Below are 17702 nucleotides of genomic sequence, written 5' to 3'. Positions count from 1 at the left end.
CGGTCAGGACAGCGCCGTGCGCAGTCGCCGGACGCGGGCGGCGGCTGCCGCCCGGGCCTGGAGCGCTTGCTCCATGGACACCGGGCGGAAGCGCGTCCGGGTCCCGGGCGCGGACTGGCCCACGGCGTCGAGGTCGGCGCTGATCACCGTGGCGACCATGGCGTAGCCGCCGCCGGAGACGGCGTCGCGGTGCAGGATGATGGGCTCCACCCCGCCGGGCACCTGGATGGAACCGAGTGGGTATCCGGCGTCCACGATGTTCGACGGGTCGGAACCGGCGCCGAACGGCTGCACGCGTTCCTTCCATTCCAGTGTTCCGCCGCTGTACCGGAAGCCGACCCTGTCCGCCACGGGCGTCAGCGTCCACGTGGTGTCCAGCAGTGCCGTGAGGCCGGCCGGGGTGAGCCGGTAGTCGTACAGGCCGAGCATGACGCGCAGTTCGAGTTCGCGAGACGGCTCGGGGCGGAGCTTCTCGGGTACGGCTCGTCCCGGGCGCCCGGATCGGGTGCCGGTACCGGTACCGGTGGCCAGTACGTCCCCGGCCTTGAGCGTGCGGCCGCCGAATCCGCCGAACGCGCCGAGGGCGTACGTCGACCGGCTGCCCAGCACGAGCGGCACGTCGATGCCCCCGGACACGGCGATGTAGATCCGTGCGCCGTGTTCCAGGAAGCCGAAGGAGAGGGTGTCCCCCGCGGCGACCTCGAAGGATTCCCACTGCGGCGCGGACCGGCCGTTGACCTTCACCGGCATCCGGGCGCCTGTGACGGCCACTACCGCCGGTGTGGTGAACCGCAGCTCGGGTCCCATGTAGGCGGCTTCGATCAGCGCCGCCCCGTCGTCGTTGCCGACCAGCAGATTCGCGGCCAGGGCCGAGTACAGGTCGACCGCGCCCGATGGCGGGATGCCGACCTCGTAGTAGCCGGGGCGGCCCCGGTCCTGGATGCTCGAGGCAAGGCCGGGGTTGAGGATCTCAATGGCCATGCAGGGCCTCCAGCAGTGTGGCGTTGTAGGCGTCGGGGTCTGCCAGGAAGTCGTGCAGGCTGAAGCTGACCGGGCTCTGGCGGTAGCGGAAGGTTCCTGCCTCCACTTCCTGTGTGATGCGCTCGTACTCGGACCCGTCGATCGGGCGGAATTTGACGATGTCGCCGGGCCGGAAGAAGACCATGAAGTCCGCGAAGTCGGGGAGTTCGCGGGCCGGGTCGAAGATCGGCACCGGGGTGACGCCGAACATCTGGTAGCCGCCGGCGCCGCGCACCGAGTAGATGCAGGAGAAGCAGCCGCCGTACCCGACGGTCCGGGCCGGTGTGTCGGTGCGGGGGCGCAGGTACTTGGGGACTTCGAGCTGTCGCTCCTGCGGCACCATCTGGAAGAGGAAGGGAAGTCCGGCGACGAAGCCGACCATCGAGGTGATCCACGGCGAACCGGAGTGGCGGTCGATGAACGCCTGCACCGAGGGCAGCCCGTTCTCGATCGCGGCGAACTCCAGGTCGTTTCCCTCCGGCCGCTGGTGCCGGTCGCGGAAACGGGCCCCGGTCTCGTTGGTGAACGGGTCGTCATACCAGACGGGTACCTCGACGATGCGGGTCCGGAGCGTCAGGGACGGCGCGTCGCCGACCTCCCGCTCAACGTGCCGCACCGCGTCCTCCAGTGCCGCCGGGGCCAGCACGTCCGGGTCGAAGCGCACCATGAGAGAGGCGTTCGCGGGACAGATGTCGGTCACGCCCGGCAGCTTCCGGCTCTGCAGGAGCCTGGCCATGGCCATCGCCGCGAAGTTGACTTCGAGGCTCATGGCCTCGTCGAGCTGGACGACGAGGTGTTCGTCTCCACCCCACGAGTAGCGGCTGCTGAACCGATTCATGCGGCCCTCCCTGCGTCATCGCGGTCGAAGGCCCGGCCGGCCATCCAACTCTCCAGGAACGTGGTGTGGTAGTTCGCCTCGGTGAACTCCGGCAGGTCGACCAGGGAACGCAGGAACGGGGCCGTGGTGGCCACTCCGCGCACCTCGACCTCGTCCAGCGCCCGGCGGGCGCGCGCCAGGGCGGCCTCGCGGGTGTCACCCCAGACGATGAGCTTGGCGATGAGCGAGTCGTAGAACGGGCTGACCTGGCCGCCCTGTTCGCAGCCGGAGTCGACGCGTACGAACGGCCCTCCGGGCATCCGCATCACGGTGATCGCCCCGGGGCTGGGCATGAACCCCGCGCCGGGGTCCTCGGCGTTGAGCCGGAACTCCAGTGCATGGCCGCGGAGTTCGACTTGCTCCTGGGTGAAGGACAGGGGGGCGCCCGCGGCGACCGTGAGCTGCTCGCGCACCAGGTCCCTGCCGGTGACCATCTCGGTGACGGGGTGCTCGACCTGGATGCGGGTGTTCATCTCGATGAAGAAGAACTCCTGCCGCGCGGAGTCGTAGAGGAATTCCACCGTCCCGGCGCCGGAGTAGGACACCGCGGCGGCCAGGCTCACCGCCGCGTCGGTCATCTCCCGGCGCACCCGTGCGGGGAGGTTGGGCGCGCAGGCCTCCTCGACCACCTTCTGCCGGCGCCGTTGCAGGGAGCAGTCGCGCTCTCCCAGGTGCACAAAGCGTTCGCCGTCGCCGAAGACCTGCACTTCGATGTGGCGGGCGTCGTGCACGAACCGTTCGAGGTAGACCTCGCCGTTGCCGAACGCCGCCTTGGCCTCGGCCTGGGCGAGGGGGAGCGCCTCGCGCAGTTCGGCCGGGGATCGCGCGATGCGTATGCCGCGGCCCCCGCCGCCGGCCGCCGCCTTCACCGCGATCGGGTAGCCGACGTGTCCGGCGGTTTCCAGGGCGCTGTCCAGACCGGTCACCGGTCCGTCGGAGCCGGGCACGGTGGGCACTCCGGCGCGGGCGGCGGTGGAGCGGGCCAGCGCCTTGTCGCCCATCAGGTGGATGGCGTCGGGGGACGGCCCGACGAATGTCATTCCCGCGTCGATGACCTGCCGGGCGAACGCGGCGTGCTCGGAGAGGAACCCGTAGCCGGGATGCACCGCGTCGGCCCGCAGGCGGACTGCGGCGGCCACCACGGCATCGGCGTCCAGATAACTGCGGGCCGCGGGTGCGGGCCCGATCACGACGTGCTCGTCGGCCATGCGCACGTGCAGGGCCTCGGCGTCGGCCTCGCTGCAGACCGCGACGGTCCGGACGCCGAGTTCGCGGGCCGCACGTATGACCCGTACGGCGATCTCGCCGCGGTTGGCAACCAGAAGTTTGCGCATGTTCGGTCAGCTCGTCTCAATGGTCGCCACGGGATCTCCCGGGCCCAGCAGTGCCTCGTTCTCGGCGGCGAAGGCGGTCACCCGGCCTCCGGCTCCGGCTTTCACCTCCGCGAACTGCTTCATGATTTCGATGATTCCGATGGTCTGCTCCTCGGTGACGGTCGCGCCGATCTCCGCGAACGGCGGCTTGTCCGGTGCGGGGCGCCGGTAGAAGACTCCGGGCATGGGGGCTCGCACGGTGTGCTCGGGCACGGGGGGTCCTTTCGCTGTCGGGAAGGGGTTCAGGCCGAGTTGATGACCTGGCGCACGGCGGTGGCCACGTCAACGGCGTTGGGGGTGTCGGAGTGCACGCAGATGCTGTCGAACCGGACGGGAAGGCGCCGGCCGGAGTCCGTCTCGACGAGACCGTCGGCGAGCGCGAGCCGGGCGCGGTCGGCGGCGAGGGAGGGAGGGGTGGCGTGGGGCCGGCGGGCGATGATGAGGCTGCCGTCGGCGCGGTAGCCGAGGTCGACGTAGAACTCGGCGACGAAGCCGACGCCGCGCTCGGCGGCGACGTGCTCGTGCGCGGTCCCGGCCATGCCGTAGACCGGGACGCCGTACTGCACCGCCACGTCGCAGACCGCGTCCATGAGGTCGCTGTCGCGGGCCACCATGCCGTAGAGCGAGCCGTGCGGCTTGATGTGGCGCAGCGGCACCCCCTCGGCATCCAGGTATCCCTTGAGCGCCGCGACCTGGTAGAGGACCAGGTCCCGTACTTCCTCGGGGGACAGCTTCATCTCCCGGCGGCCGAAGCCCACCGCGTCGGGCAGGCCGGGGTGCGCACCGACAGCCACCCCGGCGGCGGCGGCCTTGGCCACGGTCTGGTGGATGCCGACGGGGTCGCCGGCGTGGAAGCCGCAGGCGACGTTGGCGGCATCGACCAGCGGCAGCAGAGCGTCGTCATGGCCGAACGAGTGGATACCGAACGACTCACCCATGTCGGAGTTGAGGCTGACGGGCATGGTTACCCCTTCTTGTGTGCCGTGGGTATCGATCAGGTCGCCGTTTCCGCCGAGGCGATGACGGCGGCGAGTACGGGGGTTGGTGGCCGGCCGCTGAGCGCCGCGGCCACGTCGAGCCGCGGGCCCGGCAGGGACCGGAGCACTCGCCAGATTCCGCTGGCGGTGTCCACCAGGACGCTTCGCCCGGTCCCCGAGTGGACGACCCATGCCGCGGCCGAGCAGGTCACCCGTGCGGGATGGCCTGCCCCGCTCAGGGCGTCGTTGATGATCCGGGCGGCCTCCCAGCGGGCGCGCCTGGTGAGGAAGGTGCCGGACCAGGCATCGGTTGCGGAGGTTCTGCCGCAGGCGCCGCACATGGTCCCCTCCTACGGCATGACGTCGCCGGAGTTGGGCCCCAGCGTCTGGCCGACGAACAGGTCACCGCTCGGGGAGCCGGCCAGCAGCACTGCGGTCGGGGCGATCTCCTCGGGCCTGCCGAACCGTCCGAGGGGCAGTTCCGCACGCTTGGCCTGCTTCCACTCCTCGGAGATCCCGTCGATCAGGGGCGTCTCGATGGGGCCGGGAGCGATGGCGTTGACCAGCACTCCGTCTCGGGCCACCTCCAGAGCCAGCGCCTTCGTCAGGCCCAGGACGCCGGCTTTGGCGGCGCTGTAGTGCGTCAGCGACGTTCCTCCCTTGATGGCCAGCTGTGAGGCGATGTTGATGACCCGGCCGTACCCGCGGGACACCATGCCCGGGACCACGTACCGGCACATGAGGAACACCCCGGTCAGGTCCACGTCGATGGTCTGCTGCCACTGCCGCAGTGACATCTCCACCAGCGGTGCCTGGGTGAGAATGCCCGCGGAGTTGACCAGGATGTCGATCCGGCCCAGCAGGAGTTCCGTCTCGGCGACGGCCCGCCGGACGAGTTCTTCGTCGGCGATGTCGGCGCCCACACCGCCGGCCGCGCCGATGGACCGCGCGGTCCGTTCGGCCGCGGTCGCGTCGTGGTCGAGCACGACCACGCGCGCCCCGGCGGCGGCGAGCGCCTCGGCGATCGCCCGTCCGATGCCGCTGGCGCCACCGGTGACCAGAGCCGTCCGGCCGGTCAGGTCCGCGATCGGGTTCATGCGCGCATCCTCACGGTCAGGCCACCGTCGACGACGAGTTGCTGGCCGGTCACGTACCGGGCCTGCGGCGAGTTGAGGAAGCGGATGACGTCGGCGACCTCCTCGGGCCGCCCCACCCTGCCGAAGGGGATGTCGCCGCCCGCGCGGGCCAGTCCCTCCGGGCCGAGCGAGTTCACGGGGTCGGAGGACTGGGGCGTCTCGATGAGGCCGGGGATGACGGCGTTGACGCGAATGCCGCGGGGTGCCAGCTCCACCGCCAGGCTGCGGCACAGTCCGAGCACCCCGGCCTTGGCGGCGGCGTAGTGCGCGTGGTCCTCCCAGCCGTAGACACCGCCGGCGATCGACGAGACGGCGACCATCGCCGAGCCCTCCGCCAGATGAGGCGCGCACGACCGGAAGGTGCGCAATACCCCGGTCAGGTCGACGGAGAGCATGTCGTCCCAGGCCTCGTCCGTGAGTTCGGTCAGCGGAGCCCGCCGGAGAACGCCGGCGTTGGCCACCACATAGTCGATCCGCCCGAACGCCGCGTACGCGCTGCGGGCCAGTTCGTCGACCTGACGGCTGTCGCGAACGTCGACCTCGACGATCAGTCCCCTGCTTCCCGCGGCCTCCACCAGCCGGAGCGTCTCGCGGGGATCGTGCGGGTCACCGGGGAACGTGCCGATCACCACGTGCACGCCCTCCTGTGCGTAGCCGACCGCGACGGCCCGGCCTATCCCGCTGGCCGCTCCGGTGACGACCGCGACGGCGGGCCCGGCACCATCGGGCTGGGCGTGTGCTGCCATGACGTGAACCTTTCTGTTCCGGGCGGTGCCGGTGGGGGGATGGTGGCCGCCCCACCGGCACCGCGAGATAGGGGATACGTGCCGCTCGGGCGGTCAGTTCTCCAGCCGGGCGACCGGCTTGGCCGCCAGCATCAGCGCACCGGAGAGGAAGGTGCCGACCGCGCCGACCCAGAGCGCTGCGGCGCCGGTGCCCCAGGCTGCCGCCGCTCCGGTGAACAGGAACCCGCCGATGATCGTGCCCGGCTGGCTCATGGCGCCGATGATCACCGTGCCGGTGCCGCGGCAGTCCGTGGGGTAGCACTCCCCCATGTAGAACATGATCGCCGCGTAGGGGCCCACCAGGAAGAACAGCCCCAGCGCGTAGGTGGTGACGATGAGCGCGGTGCTGGTGACCAGCGGGGAGAGCATGACGGCGAAGGCCACCCCGGAGATCATCCATCCGATGACGATGGTGCGCTTGCGTCCGATGCGGTCGCCGAGCCAGCCGTGGAAGACGTAACCGAAGTACGCGCCCAGGTTGATGACGATGAGCATCCAGAACGCGGTGCTGAGCTGCACGCCCTTGGCGTTGGCCAGGATGGAGCTGCCCAGCACGCTGAAGATGTTGATGCCGAAGAAGTTCACGATCCACGCCAGCGACAGCACGATGGTGTTCCTGCGCAGCCCGGGCTGGAAGATCCGCGCGATCGGGGCGCTGTCGGTGTGCTCCACGCCGTATTCGGCGGCCAGCGCCTCGGCCTCGCGGGACTTCCCCGCGGCCTTGAGCTTGCGCAGACGCTGGTGCAGTTCGAACTGTGGGGTTTCGCGCAGCTTCTTGCCGATCACGATGATCAGCGCGACGGCGGGGAGGCTCGCGACGAGATACATCGCGCGCCAGCCCAGCGAGTCGAGCAGGACGAGCGCGAGGGCGCTGGAGAGCAGGAAGCCGAGCGGCCAGCCGCCCTGGACGATCCCGTACCAGAATCCGCGGCGTTCGCGCTTCTTCTCGTCCTCGGTGATCGAGAACACTTCGTTGAGGTAGGTGGCGTTCACCGACTGCTCGGAGAAGCCCAGGCCGCCCAGTGACCGGACGCCGACCATGGTGCTCATGCTCAGCGCGCCCATCTTCGCGGGGATCAGGGCGGTCAGGACGGAGGCGACGGCGGTGCCGCCGATGGTGACCATCATGCCGCGGCGGCGTCCAAGGCGGTCGATGACCGGCCCGACTCCGAAGGCGATGACCGCGGTGCCGATGGCGATGAGCGTGTTGACCAGGTATGCGGTCGAGGCACTCCAGCCGAAGTCCTCCTGCATGACGGGGAGCAGGGTGCCGAAGAGCCCGTAGTCGAAGACCGCGACGGTCCAGGCGAGCAGGGCAAGGACTATGGCGGTGTTGGTCTGCTTCCGTGTGAACGCCGGGAACTGCCGCCGCTGGGGTTCCGTCGCCGGCGTCTCGGGCGCGCCGCCCTCCGGCAGAGTCGTTTCGCTGGTCACTTGGCCTGTCCCTTCCACGGGTGCCGGGCGGCGTAGTCGTCAGCGATCTGGTCGAACGTGACCCATCGGACGCCGTCGTGGCTGTTGATGTGCTCGATGAGCCGCTCAAGCATGAGCAGCACCTGGGGGCGCCCGGAGACGTCCGGGTGGATGGTGAAGGTGACGGCCGCGTAGTCCATCTCCCGGTGGACCCAGTCGAACTGGTCCCGCCACATCTGCTCGATGTCGCGCGGGTTGACGAAGCCGTGGCTGTTCGGGCTGGCCTTGATGAACATCATCGGAGGCAGGTCGTCGAGGTACCAGTTCGCCGGGATCTCGATGAGCTCGGTCTCCGCGCCGCGGACCAGCGGCTTCATCCAGTCCTCGGCCCGGGCGGAGTAGTCGATCTTGGTCCACTTGTCACCGACGCGCACGCGGTAGGGCGTGAAGTCGTTGTGCATCAGCGAGTGGTCGTACTTGATGCCCCGTTCGAGCAGCAGCTCGTTGGTCACCGGGGAGAACTCCCACCACGGTGCGACATAACCGGTGGGGCGCCGGTTCGTGACCTTCTCGATGAGATCGATGCTCCGGTCGAGGACCGCGGCCTCCTGGCTGCGGGTCATCGCGATCGGGTTCTCGTGGCTGTAACCGTGCACGCCGACTTCGTGTCCGGCGTCAACGATCCGGCGGAACTGGTCCGGGAAGGTCTCGATGGAGTGGCCCGGTACGAACCAGGTGGTCTGCAGGCCGTACTTGGTGAAGAGGTTCAGCAGACGCGGCGTGCCGACCTCACCGGCGAACATGCCCCGGGAGATGTCGTCCGGGGAGTCCTCGCCCCCGTACGATCCCAGCCAGCCGGCGACGGCGTCGACATCGACGCCGAATGCGCACAGGATTTCCTTAGGCAAGGCCAACTCCTTCTTGTAGCCCCGGCCACCACGGCCGGGAGTCGGTGTGTCCAGCGGCTGGGATCAGCCGAGGGTGTGGGCGGCCAGCGCTTCTCGCGCGGCACGCGGATCGGTGTGCACTCCGAGCAGCGCCGCCAGGACCACCCGGGCCTGGGACGGGCGCAGCAGCCCGGTGGGAACGGCGCCGGCGGCTATGAGGTCGGCGCCGCCGCCGTCGCCGTAGACCGCGGCGACCGGCCCGGCCGTGACCCGGGTGGATGTGGCCACCACGACGCCGGAGGCGGTGAGCTCGGCCACCGCCTCGCAGATCGCGGTATTGGCGTTGCCTGCGCCGGTGGCCTCCAGAACGATGCCGCGCGCACCGGCCGCGGCGAAGGCGTGCAGGGCCGTCGCATCCGCGCCGGGGTAGCAGGCGGCGATGTCCACGCGAGCACGGGAGAGGTCCACGGCCGACAGGTCCAGTCGCGGTCGCGGACGGCGGGCTCCGGCGATGTGGACGGCACCGCCACGGACCCAGCCGAGAACTCCGCCGTCGGGGGAGGCGAAGGTGCTCGAAGCGAGCGTGTGGCTCTTGCGGGTGCCCTCCGCCGTGAACACCGAACCGTCGAAGACGATCAGTGCTCCCAGTCCCCGGCTCGCCGGGTCCGCGGCCACCGCGATCGCGTCGGAGAGGTTGCGCGGGCCGTCGCTGTCCGGTGCGTCCGCGGGCCGCTGCGCGCCCGTGAGGACGACAGGGCGCTCCTCGTCCCGGAAGAGGTCCAGGAAGAGCGCCGTCTCCTCCATCGTGTCGGTGCCGTGCGTGATCACCAGCCCGGTGACGTCGTCCTCCCGCAGGTACCGCTGGGCCCGGGTGGCAAGCTCCCGCATCCGTTCCAGGGTCATCAGATAGCTGCCGACCCGGAACACGTCGTGGACCTTGACGCGGACGCCATCGGCCACGGCGGACCGCTCCACCAGCTCGGCGCCGCCGGCGCGGGCGACGGCTCTGCCTGTGGTGTCGCTCCGGGTGGCGATCGTCCCGCCCGTCGCGAGCACCATGACACTACGCACAGATATCTCCTGATTTGTCCCTGCCCGATATGTTCGCGCTAACGTTCGCGCCAAACGATTGCGCATATAGAATGTGCCCCGCGGGGTACGCGTCAAGAGGCCGGGGGCAAAATGTTGACCGACCGAGGGAAGGGCGGAGAATGACCGAGGGGCCTGCGGGGGAACCGCTGCCACACATGGACGCGGCGGGGCGGGCCACGCTGCGCACCGTCGCGGAACTCGCCGGGGTCCACGTCTCGACGGCCTCGCGCGTGCTGAACGGCACGGTCGGCACCGGCATGCGCACAGCCGGCCAGGAGACCTCCGAACGGATCCGCCGAATAGCCGAGCAGGTCGGTTACACGCCCAACCCCCATGCGTCGAGCCTCCGCACCCAGCGCAGCAACCTGGTCGGAGTGCTCGTCCCGCGACTGGTCGACATCGTGCTCGCCACCGTCTACGAGGGCATCGAGCAGGAGTGTGCGGCGTCCGGCTTCTCCGCCTTCGTGGCCAACACCGGTGACGACCCGGTGGCGCAGCGCCAGCGCACCGAGATGGTGCTCGCCCGCCACGTCGACGGCATCATCTTCGGTGATGCCCACCTGGACGGGCGCTTCCTCGACAAGGTCGTCGAACGCGGCGTCCCGTTCGTGCTCGTCTCGCGACGCGCCGACTCCCACCCTTCGGTGACCTGTGACGACTACCGGGGCGGCCAGCTGGCGGCCGAACACCTGCTGCAGCTGGGTCACCGCAAGGTCGCGGTCATCGCCGGCGAGCCCTACGCCAGCACCGGCGTCGACCGCACCGCCGGATTCCGGGACACCTACGCCGCCGCGGGCATCAAGGTGCCTGCCTCCCGGGTCGTGCATTCCCGCTTCGACACCGGCGGCGGACGCAAGGCCATGGAGCGGCTCCTCGCGGGGCGGACCAGACCGACCGCGGTGTTCGCCGTCAACGACTTCGCCGCGATCGGAGCCATGGGAGCGTCACGCGACGCGGGGCTGCAGGTCGGAACCGACATCGCGGTCATCGGGTTCAACGACGTACCGCTCGCCGGGTCCCTGCCGGTGGGGCTCTCGACCGTCCACTCCCCGATGCACGACATGGGAGTGCGGGCGGTCCGGCTGCTCATGAAGCGGCTGGCAGGCGCAGAGGTCGACTCCGAGCGGCTTTCCCCCACCCTGGTGGCCCGTGCCTCGACCTTGGGCGGTGGAAGTTCCGGCTGACCGCACTGTTGCGGCTGGGCGGTCACACGTGCCTGTCGCCGTCTCGTGACGCGAACGCGCCTGGACCATCAGCGGGTTACCGGCCTTGAGCGCGTGATGTCATCCTGGCGACCGGCTCCGGAGGCCGGTTGGGGTGAGCGGTTGCCGCGGGCATCCGGGCGGTACCGGAACCGGCGCAGGCTTACCGGCCTGCCGCAGGGCCCGCCAGGCGTTCACGGTGCCCATCCGCCGGCCGGCCGCTTCCGGGGCCAGGGCCGGCGTTATGTCAGCAGCCGCGTCTTTCACTGCGCATCCTCTTCTCCCGCACGCGAGGGCAGAGCCCCGGCCTGGGGTGTAGCCGAGGAAGGGGGACGCCGGTACGGAGGGTCCGGCGCAACGGCAGGGATGCAGTTCCCCGGACCGAGCCGTCGTAGCCCGGGTCAATGGCGAAAGAATCAGCGCCATGTCCGCATGCACTCAGTTGCTTGCTCCCTCACAGGAGAGATGAGCCACCGTGTGATCGCCGCGGCAGAGGTCCGGCGATCACACGGTGGCGTCTGCAGCGCGCTGAGCGGACCGCGGCGGGCGCGACCATCAGCGCCCGCCCGTCAGCCGGAGAGCAGGGTGACTCCCAGCTGCGAGAGGGCCCGGCTGACCGGCTCATGGATCATGCCGCAGCCGCTGGAGGGGCCGCCGCTGAGAATGCCGTAGGCGGTGGAACCGTAGTAGACCCCACTCCCGCTGTCCCCGGCGGCCACGCACGCCGTGCTCCACGTCATCCCGGTGAGCGTCCGGTTCGGGTAGGAGACGGTGGCGTGGGTGTCGGTGACCTGCCCGCAGGTGTAGCCGGTCGTCGACCCCTGCTTGCACACGTACTGGCCGACGTAGTCGTAGCCCCAGTCGCGGATTGACGTCGAGGGGTAGACCCAGCCACGCGGCTGCCAGAAGCCCGCGTCGTCAACCCGCACGATGGCGGAGTCGCCGTAGTACCCGAAGGTGTAGTCGACGGCACTGCCCACGCCCTGGTAGCCGTAACTGTAAGTCGGGATCTGCCAGTACGAACTGCCCTCGGCGCAGTGCCCCGCGGTCAGCATGTAGTAGGCGTAGCTGTCGTAGACCGAGAAGGCGCTGGTGCAGCGGATGTTGCTGCCGTAGATGGCCACGCCCGAACGCAGCGGGGGATCACACGAATACTGGCCTCCGCAGTACAGCGGTTCGGAGGCGTGTGCGTAGGTGTCCACGCGCAGGGAGCCGCCGAACCTCTGCTTGGCCCACTTCACGACCTTGTGCTGATCGGCTGTGAGCTTCTTGCCGCGCGGCACGTCGAGACGCAGCGCGTTGTCCTCTGTGACGACCGCGGCCTGCAGCCCGTTCGCGGCGCCCTTGTTCGCCTTGGCGATCCGACGGGCGAGCACGTCGGACATCTGCGTGAGTTCACGCAGACTGTGCCTGACGACGACCGTTCTCGTCTCCCGTGCCCCGGCCTTGGACGCGGTGGCGTGAACCTTGGACGTGGTGGCCCGCTGCGTCACGGCAACGGTGAGGCGGCCACCGTTGTCGTGGTCGATCCACGCACCGCCGAATCGTGACCCCAGGGCCTTGCGCACATCGGTCGCCAGGTCGGTCAGGCGGTCCTGGCGCTGTATGCGGCGCTGGGCCTCTTGGGCTGAGACCCCGTAGTCCTTGGCCAGTTGAGCGGCTGCCGCCTTCTGCTGGTTTCCGAGTTTCGGGTCGGCCTGCCCGGGGGCCCCGGCGGACGCCGGTCCCGTGAGGGTGAACGCTGCGGCAAGCGCGGCGACGGCCGGCCAGGTGATGCGGGACCAGGTCCGTAACGAGCTGACTTTCATCGAGCACCTCCGGTGGGAGCGGACGGCTGACGTGCAGATCGGTCTGGTGCCTCTGAGATGAGTGCCGTAAGGGCCAAGAGCAATATGGCGTATGACATTTCACATTGCAACCCCTCTCGCTGGAGTGCTTCCGCTGCCCAGCGGGAGGACGCTCAGGGCGCTGGTGCGGCCTGCCCGTGTCGCGCCGAGTCGTCACGGGACAACACCGTGGAGGCAGCGGCTCCGTACCGCCGCGCCAGCCCCTTCGGGGAGGCCCGACCACGCACCGGTCACACCGCGGCAGCCCTCGAAGCCATGCGGCGCGCCCCGCACCACGTGGGCAAGCCCTTCAGCCTCGCCGGCCCGGCGTGCCAACCGCAGCGTGCCGACGGGCGCGTAGGCCTCACCGCCGCACGGATACCGCGGTCGCCCAGGGCACCGCTACGGGTGGCAGGCGCCGAGGGGATACGCGGAGCGTGCCTGTGAGAATGACCGGCTGCGACGCCGGGCGGTGCTCGTCCTCCTCCGCTCACCGGGCACCGTCGCCCCCAGGAGCCTCCACCTCCGCCCACCGGGCCATACCGTCGGCGACCGCCCGACTTCCCTGCCTGACGGACAACGCGGCGATGAGCTCCTTGCCGCGCCCGCTCTCTTCCGGACGGGGACCTGCGCTGTCCGTGCGGGTTCCCCACTCGGGCCCGGCATCGGTGACTTCGATGCGTAACACGGGTCCCCGGGGACGATTCCGGACCCAGGACAACCGCAGCGTGACGGGTGGGCGGGCATGTCGCACGGCGTTGGTGACGAGTTCCGAGACAACCAGGAGCGCACTGTCCAGGCATTCGGAGCCGGCATCGGCTCCCTCCAGAGCCGACCGTACCCGCCATCGCGCCAGCCCAGGGGCTTCGGGCGAATGCGGCAAGAGATGAGCGGAGTCGAGGAGATCGGTTCTCAGGACCTGTTCCTTTTCGCTGAGTTCACGAGCGGGGCATCTCCGGACGGGCGCGGAGGACGCATCCCGAGATCCGGTCAGGCGCTTTCCGTCTCCGGGAAGTGGCACGCCACCTCCCGTTCCCCCGGGCCCGTGATCCTCAACAGCGGCTGGTCGGTGCGGCAGATCTCCTGAGCTTTGCTGCAACGCGGATGGAACGTACATCCGCTCGGCGGCTCGGCGGGGCTGGGGGGATCCCCCTGCAGGACGATGCGTTCCCGGGTCCGTTCCACGACGGGGTCGGGCACGGGAACCGCCGACAGCAGGGCCCGGGTGTAGGGGTGAGCGGGCGCGGTGTAAACCTCGTCACGGTCGCCGATCTCGACGATGCGCCCCAGGTACATCACCGCGACCCGGTCGCACACGCGTTTCACCACGGACAGATCGTGCGCGATGAAGACGTAGGCGAGTCCCATCTCCTGCTGTAGACGCTCCAACAGGTTGACGATCTGCGCCTGAACGGAGACGTCGAGAGCGGATACCGGCTCGTCGGCGACGATCAGTCGTGGTTGTGTCGCCAAGGCCCGCGCGATACCGATGCGCTGGGCCTGGCCGCCGGAGAATTCATGCGGGTAACGGTCGAGGTGCTCGGGGATGAGTCCGACCTGTTCCATGAGTTCGGCAGCACGCCGGCGGGCGGCACCTGCGTCGATGCCCTGTACCAGCATGGGGTCGGCGATGATCCGGGAGATCCTCTGCCGCGGGTTGAGGGAGGAGTGCGGATCCTGGAAGACCATCTGAAGAGAACGGCGCAACGGCCGCATCGCGCGCTGGCCGAGGTGGCTGATGTCCACCCCGTCGAAAGCAACCGATCCACCGGTGGGCTCCAGCAAGCGCACCAGCATGCGGCCTGTTGTGGACTTTCCGCAGCCGGACTCACCGACCAGTCCCAGGGTTTCGCCTGCCCGCACGTCGAAGCCGACTCCGTCCACCGCGCGCACCGGCGGGGTCGCCCGGCCGGTCCGGGTGCGCCGTCCGGGGAATGTCTTGACCAGCTGCCGTACGGACAGGAGAGCGGCTGCCCTGTCCGCCGTCTCGGCGCGGACACGATCGGCGGTGGTCCGGCTGTCAGCAGGAGTCATGGGATTCTCTCTCCCAGGACGACGCTTGCGGGCCGTCCGGATGGTCGGGGCCGTGCCCGGGGCCGACGCGCTCGCCGGCCACGAGCGGGAGATGGCAGGCGACGAGATGCCCGTCCCGCAGCGGAGCGAAATCCGGCCGGCCGCTCGTGCACAGCTGCCGGACCCGCGGGGCCGCGCCGGCGGCGCGGGAGCAGCGGGGCTCGAAGGCGCATCCAGCTGCCGGTTCGAGCAGGGAGGGCGGGCTTCCCGGGATGGCGCGCAGCGGCGCGTCATCGGCGTCATCGAGGCGGGGCAGCGAGTTGAGCAGGCCGCGCGTGTAGGGGTGGGCCGGTTCGGCGAAGAGGACGTCCGCGCTCGCCTGCTCGGCCCCTCGACCGGCGTACATGACCAGCACTTCGTGGGCCACCCGCGCGACGACTCCGAGGTCATGGGTGATCAGCACGACCCCGAGGCCGCGTTCGGCCTGGATCCGCGCGATGAGTTCGAGGATCTGCGCCTGGACGGTGACGTCCAGGGCCGTGGTGGGCTCGTCCGCGATGAGCAGTTCGGGTTCGCAGGCGAGCGCCATGGCGATCATGACGCGCTGGCGCATCCCGCCCGAGAACTGGTGGGGGTAGTCGGACACGCGCTGGCTGGGACGCGGTATGCCCACCTCGCCCAGCATCTCCACGGCACGGCGGTGTGCGACGCGCCGACTTGCCTTGAAGTGCACCCGGTAGGCCTCGGCGATCTGCTCGCCGACGGTGTAGTAGGGGTGGAGGCTCGACAGCGGGTCCTGGAAGATCATCGCCATCCGACGGCCGCGCAGCTTGGCGAGTTCGCGGTCGGGGAGGGTGGTCAGCTCACTTCCGGACAGGCTGATGGAGCCGCTGACTTCCGCGGTGCGGTGCAGGCCCATGACGGCGAGGGATGTGACGGACTTCCCCGAACCGGATTCGCCGACGATGCCGAGCGTGCGGCCGGCCTCGACCGTGAAGTCGATGCCGGTAACGGCCCTGACGTGCCTGCCGGAAACGGGGAAGGTGACGTGCAGGTCGCGGACTCGCAGCAGTGGCCCGCCCGAGCCGGCCGGAGGACGGGTGCCCATGATCAGTACCTCACCCTGGGGTCGATGAACGCGTAGAGGATGTCGACGATGAGGTTCGCGGCCACGATGAAGAAGGCGGCGAGCAGCGTGACACCGAGGATGACCGGCTGGTCGGATCGCTGGAGTGCGTCGAAGAAGAGTCTGCCGACGCCGGGTATGCCGAAGATGCTCTCGGTGATGACGGCACCGGCGAGCAGGCCGCCCAGATCCATGCCGAAGATCGTGAGCACCGGCGTCAGCCCGGCGCGCAGTCCGTGCTTGACGATGACGGTCGGTTCGGGCATTCCCTTGGCGCGGGCGGTGCGGATGTAGGGCTGCGCCATGGCTTCGATCATGGAGCTGCGGCTCTGCCTGGCGTACATCGCCGCGTAGAGGATTGCGAGTGCGCTCCAGGGCAGCAGCAGGTTGGTGGCCCAGGCAGCCGGTTCCGCGGTGAGCGGCACGTATTCGGGGTAGGGCAACAGGCCCGCGACGCGCACCACTCCGTAGAGGAGCATGACCGCGGTGAAGTAGACCGGGAGGGAAGCGGTGGCCACGGCACCGATCATCAGGGTCCGGTCGGTCGTCGTCCCCTTGCGGAGGGCCGCGGTGATTCCGGCGCCCAGGCCGAGCACCAGCCACATCAGCGCGGCGCCGAAGGCCAGCGACGCGGAGACGGGCAGCCGGTCGGTGAGCAACTCCCACACGGGCAGGGAGTTCTCGTAGGAGTAGCCAAGGCAGGGGAAGCCGCAGCTCAGCGTGTGCGGCTCGGTGCCCAGCTCGCGTCCGGCGAAGATCCCGACCAGGTAGTCGGCGAACTGCCGCCAGACGGGCTGGTCCAGTCCCATGAAGTGGCGTACTTCGGCGAGGCGTTCGGGACTGCAGGTCTTGCCGCAGGCGGCAGCGGCGGGATCGGCAGGCAACAGGTAGAAGATGGTGAAGGTGATGGCGCAGATGGCCAGGAGAACCCCGGTGACGCCGGCCAGTCTGCGGGCGAGGTAGATGATCACGCACGGTCTCCGTGAGGATCGAGGATGTCCCGCAGCGTGTCACCGAGAATGGTGAACGCGAGCACGGCCAGGAAGAGGAAGGCGCTGGGGATGATGAAGTACATCGGATCGGTTTCGTAGAAGGCGACAGCCTCGGAGATCATCTGCCCCCAGGAGGCGGTCGGAGGCCGCACCCCGACGCCGAGGAAGCTGAGCGCCGCCTCAGTGCTGATCATGCCGGGGATGAGAAGCGTGGTGTAGGCGATGATGGGGCCCGAGACATTGGGCAGGATCTCCTGGGTGAGGATTCGCCAGGAACCCGATCCGCTCACACGGGCCGCCTCGACGTACTCGCGGTGCTTCAAGGACAGCGTCTCCCCGCGCACCACGCGGGCAATGCCCGGCCAGCCGAAGATCCCGATGACCACCGTCATGAGCAGGACACGGTTGACGTCCTGGGCCACCGACATCATCGCGATCATGAAAATGAGCGAGGGGAAGGACATGGTGAGGTCCATCAGCCGACTGAGCACCGTGTCCACCCGGCCCCCGAAGTAGCCGGCCGCAATGCCCGCCGCGGTACCGGCCACGACCACGATGGCGGTGGCGGTGAAGGCGATCAGCAGAGAGACCTGCGCGCCGTACACGACGCGGGCGAAGAGGTCCCGCCCGGTGACGGGTTCCACTCCGAGCCAGTGGTCGGCGCCGATCCCGCCGAACGAGCCCTTGGGCAGCCCTCCGAGGTAGGGGTCGATGGCGTGCTTGTCGAACTCGGTCGGAGACCAGCCGCCGAGCGCGCTGATCAGCGGTGCGGCGGCGGCCATCAGGGCGAAGAGGACGACGACACCGAGGGCGAGCAGTGCGCCGCGGTCACGTCGTACCGCGATCCACGCGGCGCGCCAGGGAGCCCGGCCGGCGGGTTCGGGCGCCTCGGGAGTGCCGAACGCACCCGAACCCTCGTGGGCCGGGGCTGGGGACCGCCCGGCGAGGCGCCGGGCGGTCTTCAGCGGGCTGGTCATGGCAGT

Annotated in this window: 18 protein-coding genes; 1 reads left to right on the top strand and 17 read right to left on the bottom strand. The window is 69.8% G+C overall.

Annotation, left to right across the window (positions count from 1 at the left end):
• Nucleotides 1-3 precede the first annotated feature (3 nt).
• The 11 genes from KBZ10_RS09140 to KBZ10_RS09090 form a co-directional block, all read right to left on the bottom strand.
• Nucleotides 4-981, bottom strand: a complete 978-nt coding sequence (locus KBZ10_RS09140) for a biotin-dependent carboxyltransferase family protein (RefSeq protein ID WP_210987008.1) — start codon at nucleotides 979-981, stop codon at nucleotides 4-6.
• Complete coding sequence (locus KBZ10_RS09135; RefSeq protein ID WP_210987007.1) at nucleotides 971-1858, bottom strand: allophanate hydrolase subunit 1; 888 nt, start codon at nucleotides 1856-1858, stop codon at nucleotides 971-973. Before KBZ10_RS09135 ends, KBZ10_RS09140 begins: the two co-directional genes overlap by 11 nt.
• On the bottom strand, nucleotides 1855-3231 hold the full coding sequence (locus tag KBZ10_RS09130) for an acetyl/propionyl/methylcrotonyl-CoA carboxylase subunit alpha (protein WP_210987006.1): 1377 nt from the start codon (nucleotides 3229-3231) through the stop codon (nucleotides 1855-1857). The genes KBZ10_RS09135 and KBZ10_RS09130 overlap by 4 nt, the downstream gene beginning before the upstream one ends.
• Nucleotides 3232-3237: 6 nt before the next feature.
• Entirely contained in the window at nucleotides 3238-3483 is a 246-nt protein-coding gene (locus KBZ10_RS09125; protein WP_307847303.1) for an acetyl-CoA carboxylase, read from the bottom strand.
• A gap of 29 nt (nucleotides 3484-3512) precedes the next feature.
• Entirely contained in the window at nucleotides 3513-4232 is a 720-nt protein-coding gene (gene pxpA / locus KBZ10_RS09120; RefSeq protein WP_210987005.1) for a 5-oxoprolinase subunit PxpA, read from the bottom strand.
• Nucleotides 4233-4264: 32 nt separating this feature from the next.
• Nucleotides 4265-4588 (bottom strand): hypothetical protein, encoded by a 324-nt coding sequence (locus KBZ10_RS09115; RefSeq protein WP_210987004.1) that lies wholly within the window; start codon nucleotides 4586-4588, stop codon nucleotides 4265-4267.
• A 9-nt stretch (nucleotides 4589-4597) separates the two neighbouring features.
• Nucleotides 4598-5344 (bottom strand): SDR family NAD(P)-dependent oxidoreductase, encoded by a 747-nt coding sequence (locus KBZ10_RS09110; protein WP_210987003.1) that lies wholly within the window; start codon nucleotides 5342-5344, stop codon nucleotides 4598-4600.
• Nucleotides 5341-6129, bottom strand: coding sequence for an SDR family NAD(P)-dependent oxidoreductase (locus KBZ10_RS09105; protein WP_210987002.1), 789 nt, complete (start codon nucleotides 6127-6129; stop codon nucleotides 5341-5343). Before KBZ10_RS09105 ends, KBZ10_RS09110 begins: the two co-directional genes overlap by 4 nt.
• Nucleotides 6130-6222: 93 nt before the next feature.
• Complete coding sequence (locus tag KBZ10_RS09100) at nucleotides 6223-7602, bottom strand: MFS transporter (protein WP_210987001.1); 1380 nt, start codon at nucleotides 7600-7602, stop codon at nucleotides 6223-6225.
• Nucleotides 7599-8489, bottom strand: coding sequence for a polysaccharide deacetylase (locus KBZ10_RS09095; RefSeq protein WP_210987000.1), 891 nt, complete (start codon nucleotides 8487-8489; stop codon nucleotides 7599-7601). The genes KBZ10_RS09100 and KBZ10_RS09095 overlap by 4 nt, the downstream gene beginning before the upstream one ends.
• A 63-nt stretch (nucleotides 8490-8552) precedes the next feature.
• Entirely contained in the window at nucleotides 8553-9539 is a 987-nt protein-coding gene (locus KBZ10_RS09090; RefSeq protein ID WP_210986999.1) for an asparaginase, read from the bottom strand.
• Nucleotides 9540-9679: 140 nt separating this feature from the next.
• Between KBZ10_RS09090 and KBZ10_RS09085 the strand changes: the two genes are divergently transcribed.
• Entirely contained in the window at nucleotides 9680-10744 is a 1065-nt protein-coding gene (locus KBZ10_RS09085) for a LacI family DNA-binding transcriptional regulator (RefSeq protein ID WP_247702063.1), read from the top strand.
• A 587-nt stretch (nucleotides 10745-11331) separates the two neighbouring features.
• On the opposite strand, the gene KBZ10_RS09080 is transcribed toward KBZ10_RS09085, so the two are convergent.
• The 6 genes from KBZ10_RS09080 to KBZ10_RS09055 all read right to left on the bottom strand — a co-directional run bounded on the left by KBZ10_RS09080 (nucleotide 11332) and on the right by KBZ10_RS09055 (nucleotide 17696).
• Nucleotides 11332-12570: a S1 family peptidase gene (locus KBZ10_RS09080; RefSeq protein ID WP_282107793.1), complete on the bottom strand. Its 1239-nt coding sequence runs from the start codon at nucleotides 12568-12570 to the stop codon at nucleotides 11332-11334.
• A gap of 508 nt (nucleotides 12571-13078) precedes the next feature.
• A complete protein-coding gene (locus KBZ10_RS30500) occupies nucleotides 13079-13609 on the bottom strand; it encodes an ATP-binding protein (RefSeq protein ID WP_210986998.1) in 531 nt (176 codons plus the stop codon).
• On the bottom strand, nucleotides 13579-14622 hold the full coding sequence (locus KBZ10_RS09070; protein ID WP_210986997.1) for an ABC transporter ATP-binding protein: 1044 nt from the start codon (nucleotides 14620-14622) through the stop codon (nucleotides 13579-13581). Before KBZ10_RS09070 ends, KBZ10_RS30500 begins: the two co-directional genes overlap by 31 nt.
• Nucleotides 14609-15709 carry an ABC transporter ATP-binding protein gene (locus tag KBZ10_RS09065; RefSeq protein ID WP_210986996.1) on the bottom strand — a complete coding sequence of 367 codons (1101 nt, stop codon included), beginning with the start codon at nucleotides 15707-15709 and terminating at the stop codon, nucleotides 14609-14611. The genes KBZ10_RS09070 and KBZ10_RS09065 overlap by 14 nt, the downstream gene beginning before the upstream one ends.
• A gap of 2 nt (nucleotides 15710-15711) precedes the next feature.
• Nucleotides 15712-16698, bottom strand: coding sequence for an ABC transporter permease (locus KBZ10_RS09060; protein ID WP_210986995.1), 987 nt, complete (start codon nucleotides 16696-16698; stop codon nucleotides 15712-15714).
• Nucleotides 16695-17696: an ABC transporter permease gene (locus KBZ10_RS09055; protein ID WP_210986994.1), complete on the bottom strand. Its 1002-nt coding sequence runs from the start codon at nucleotides 17694-17696 to the stop codon at nucleotides 16695-16697. Before KBZ10_RS09055 ends, KBZ10_RS09060 begins: the two co-directional genes overlap by 4 nt.
• Nucleotides 17697-17702: the final 6 nt, after the last annotated feature.

It is taken from the genome of Streptomyces sp. F63 (assembly GCF_018070345.1).
Lineage (GTDB): Bacteria > Actinomycetota > Actinomycetes > Streptomycetales > Streptomycetaceae > Streptomyces.
Note: the sequence above shows the minus strand (reverse complement) of the source record. Positions and strands in the feature narration are given on the sequence as shown.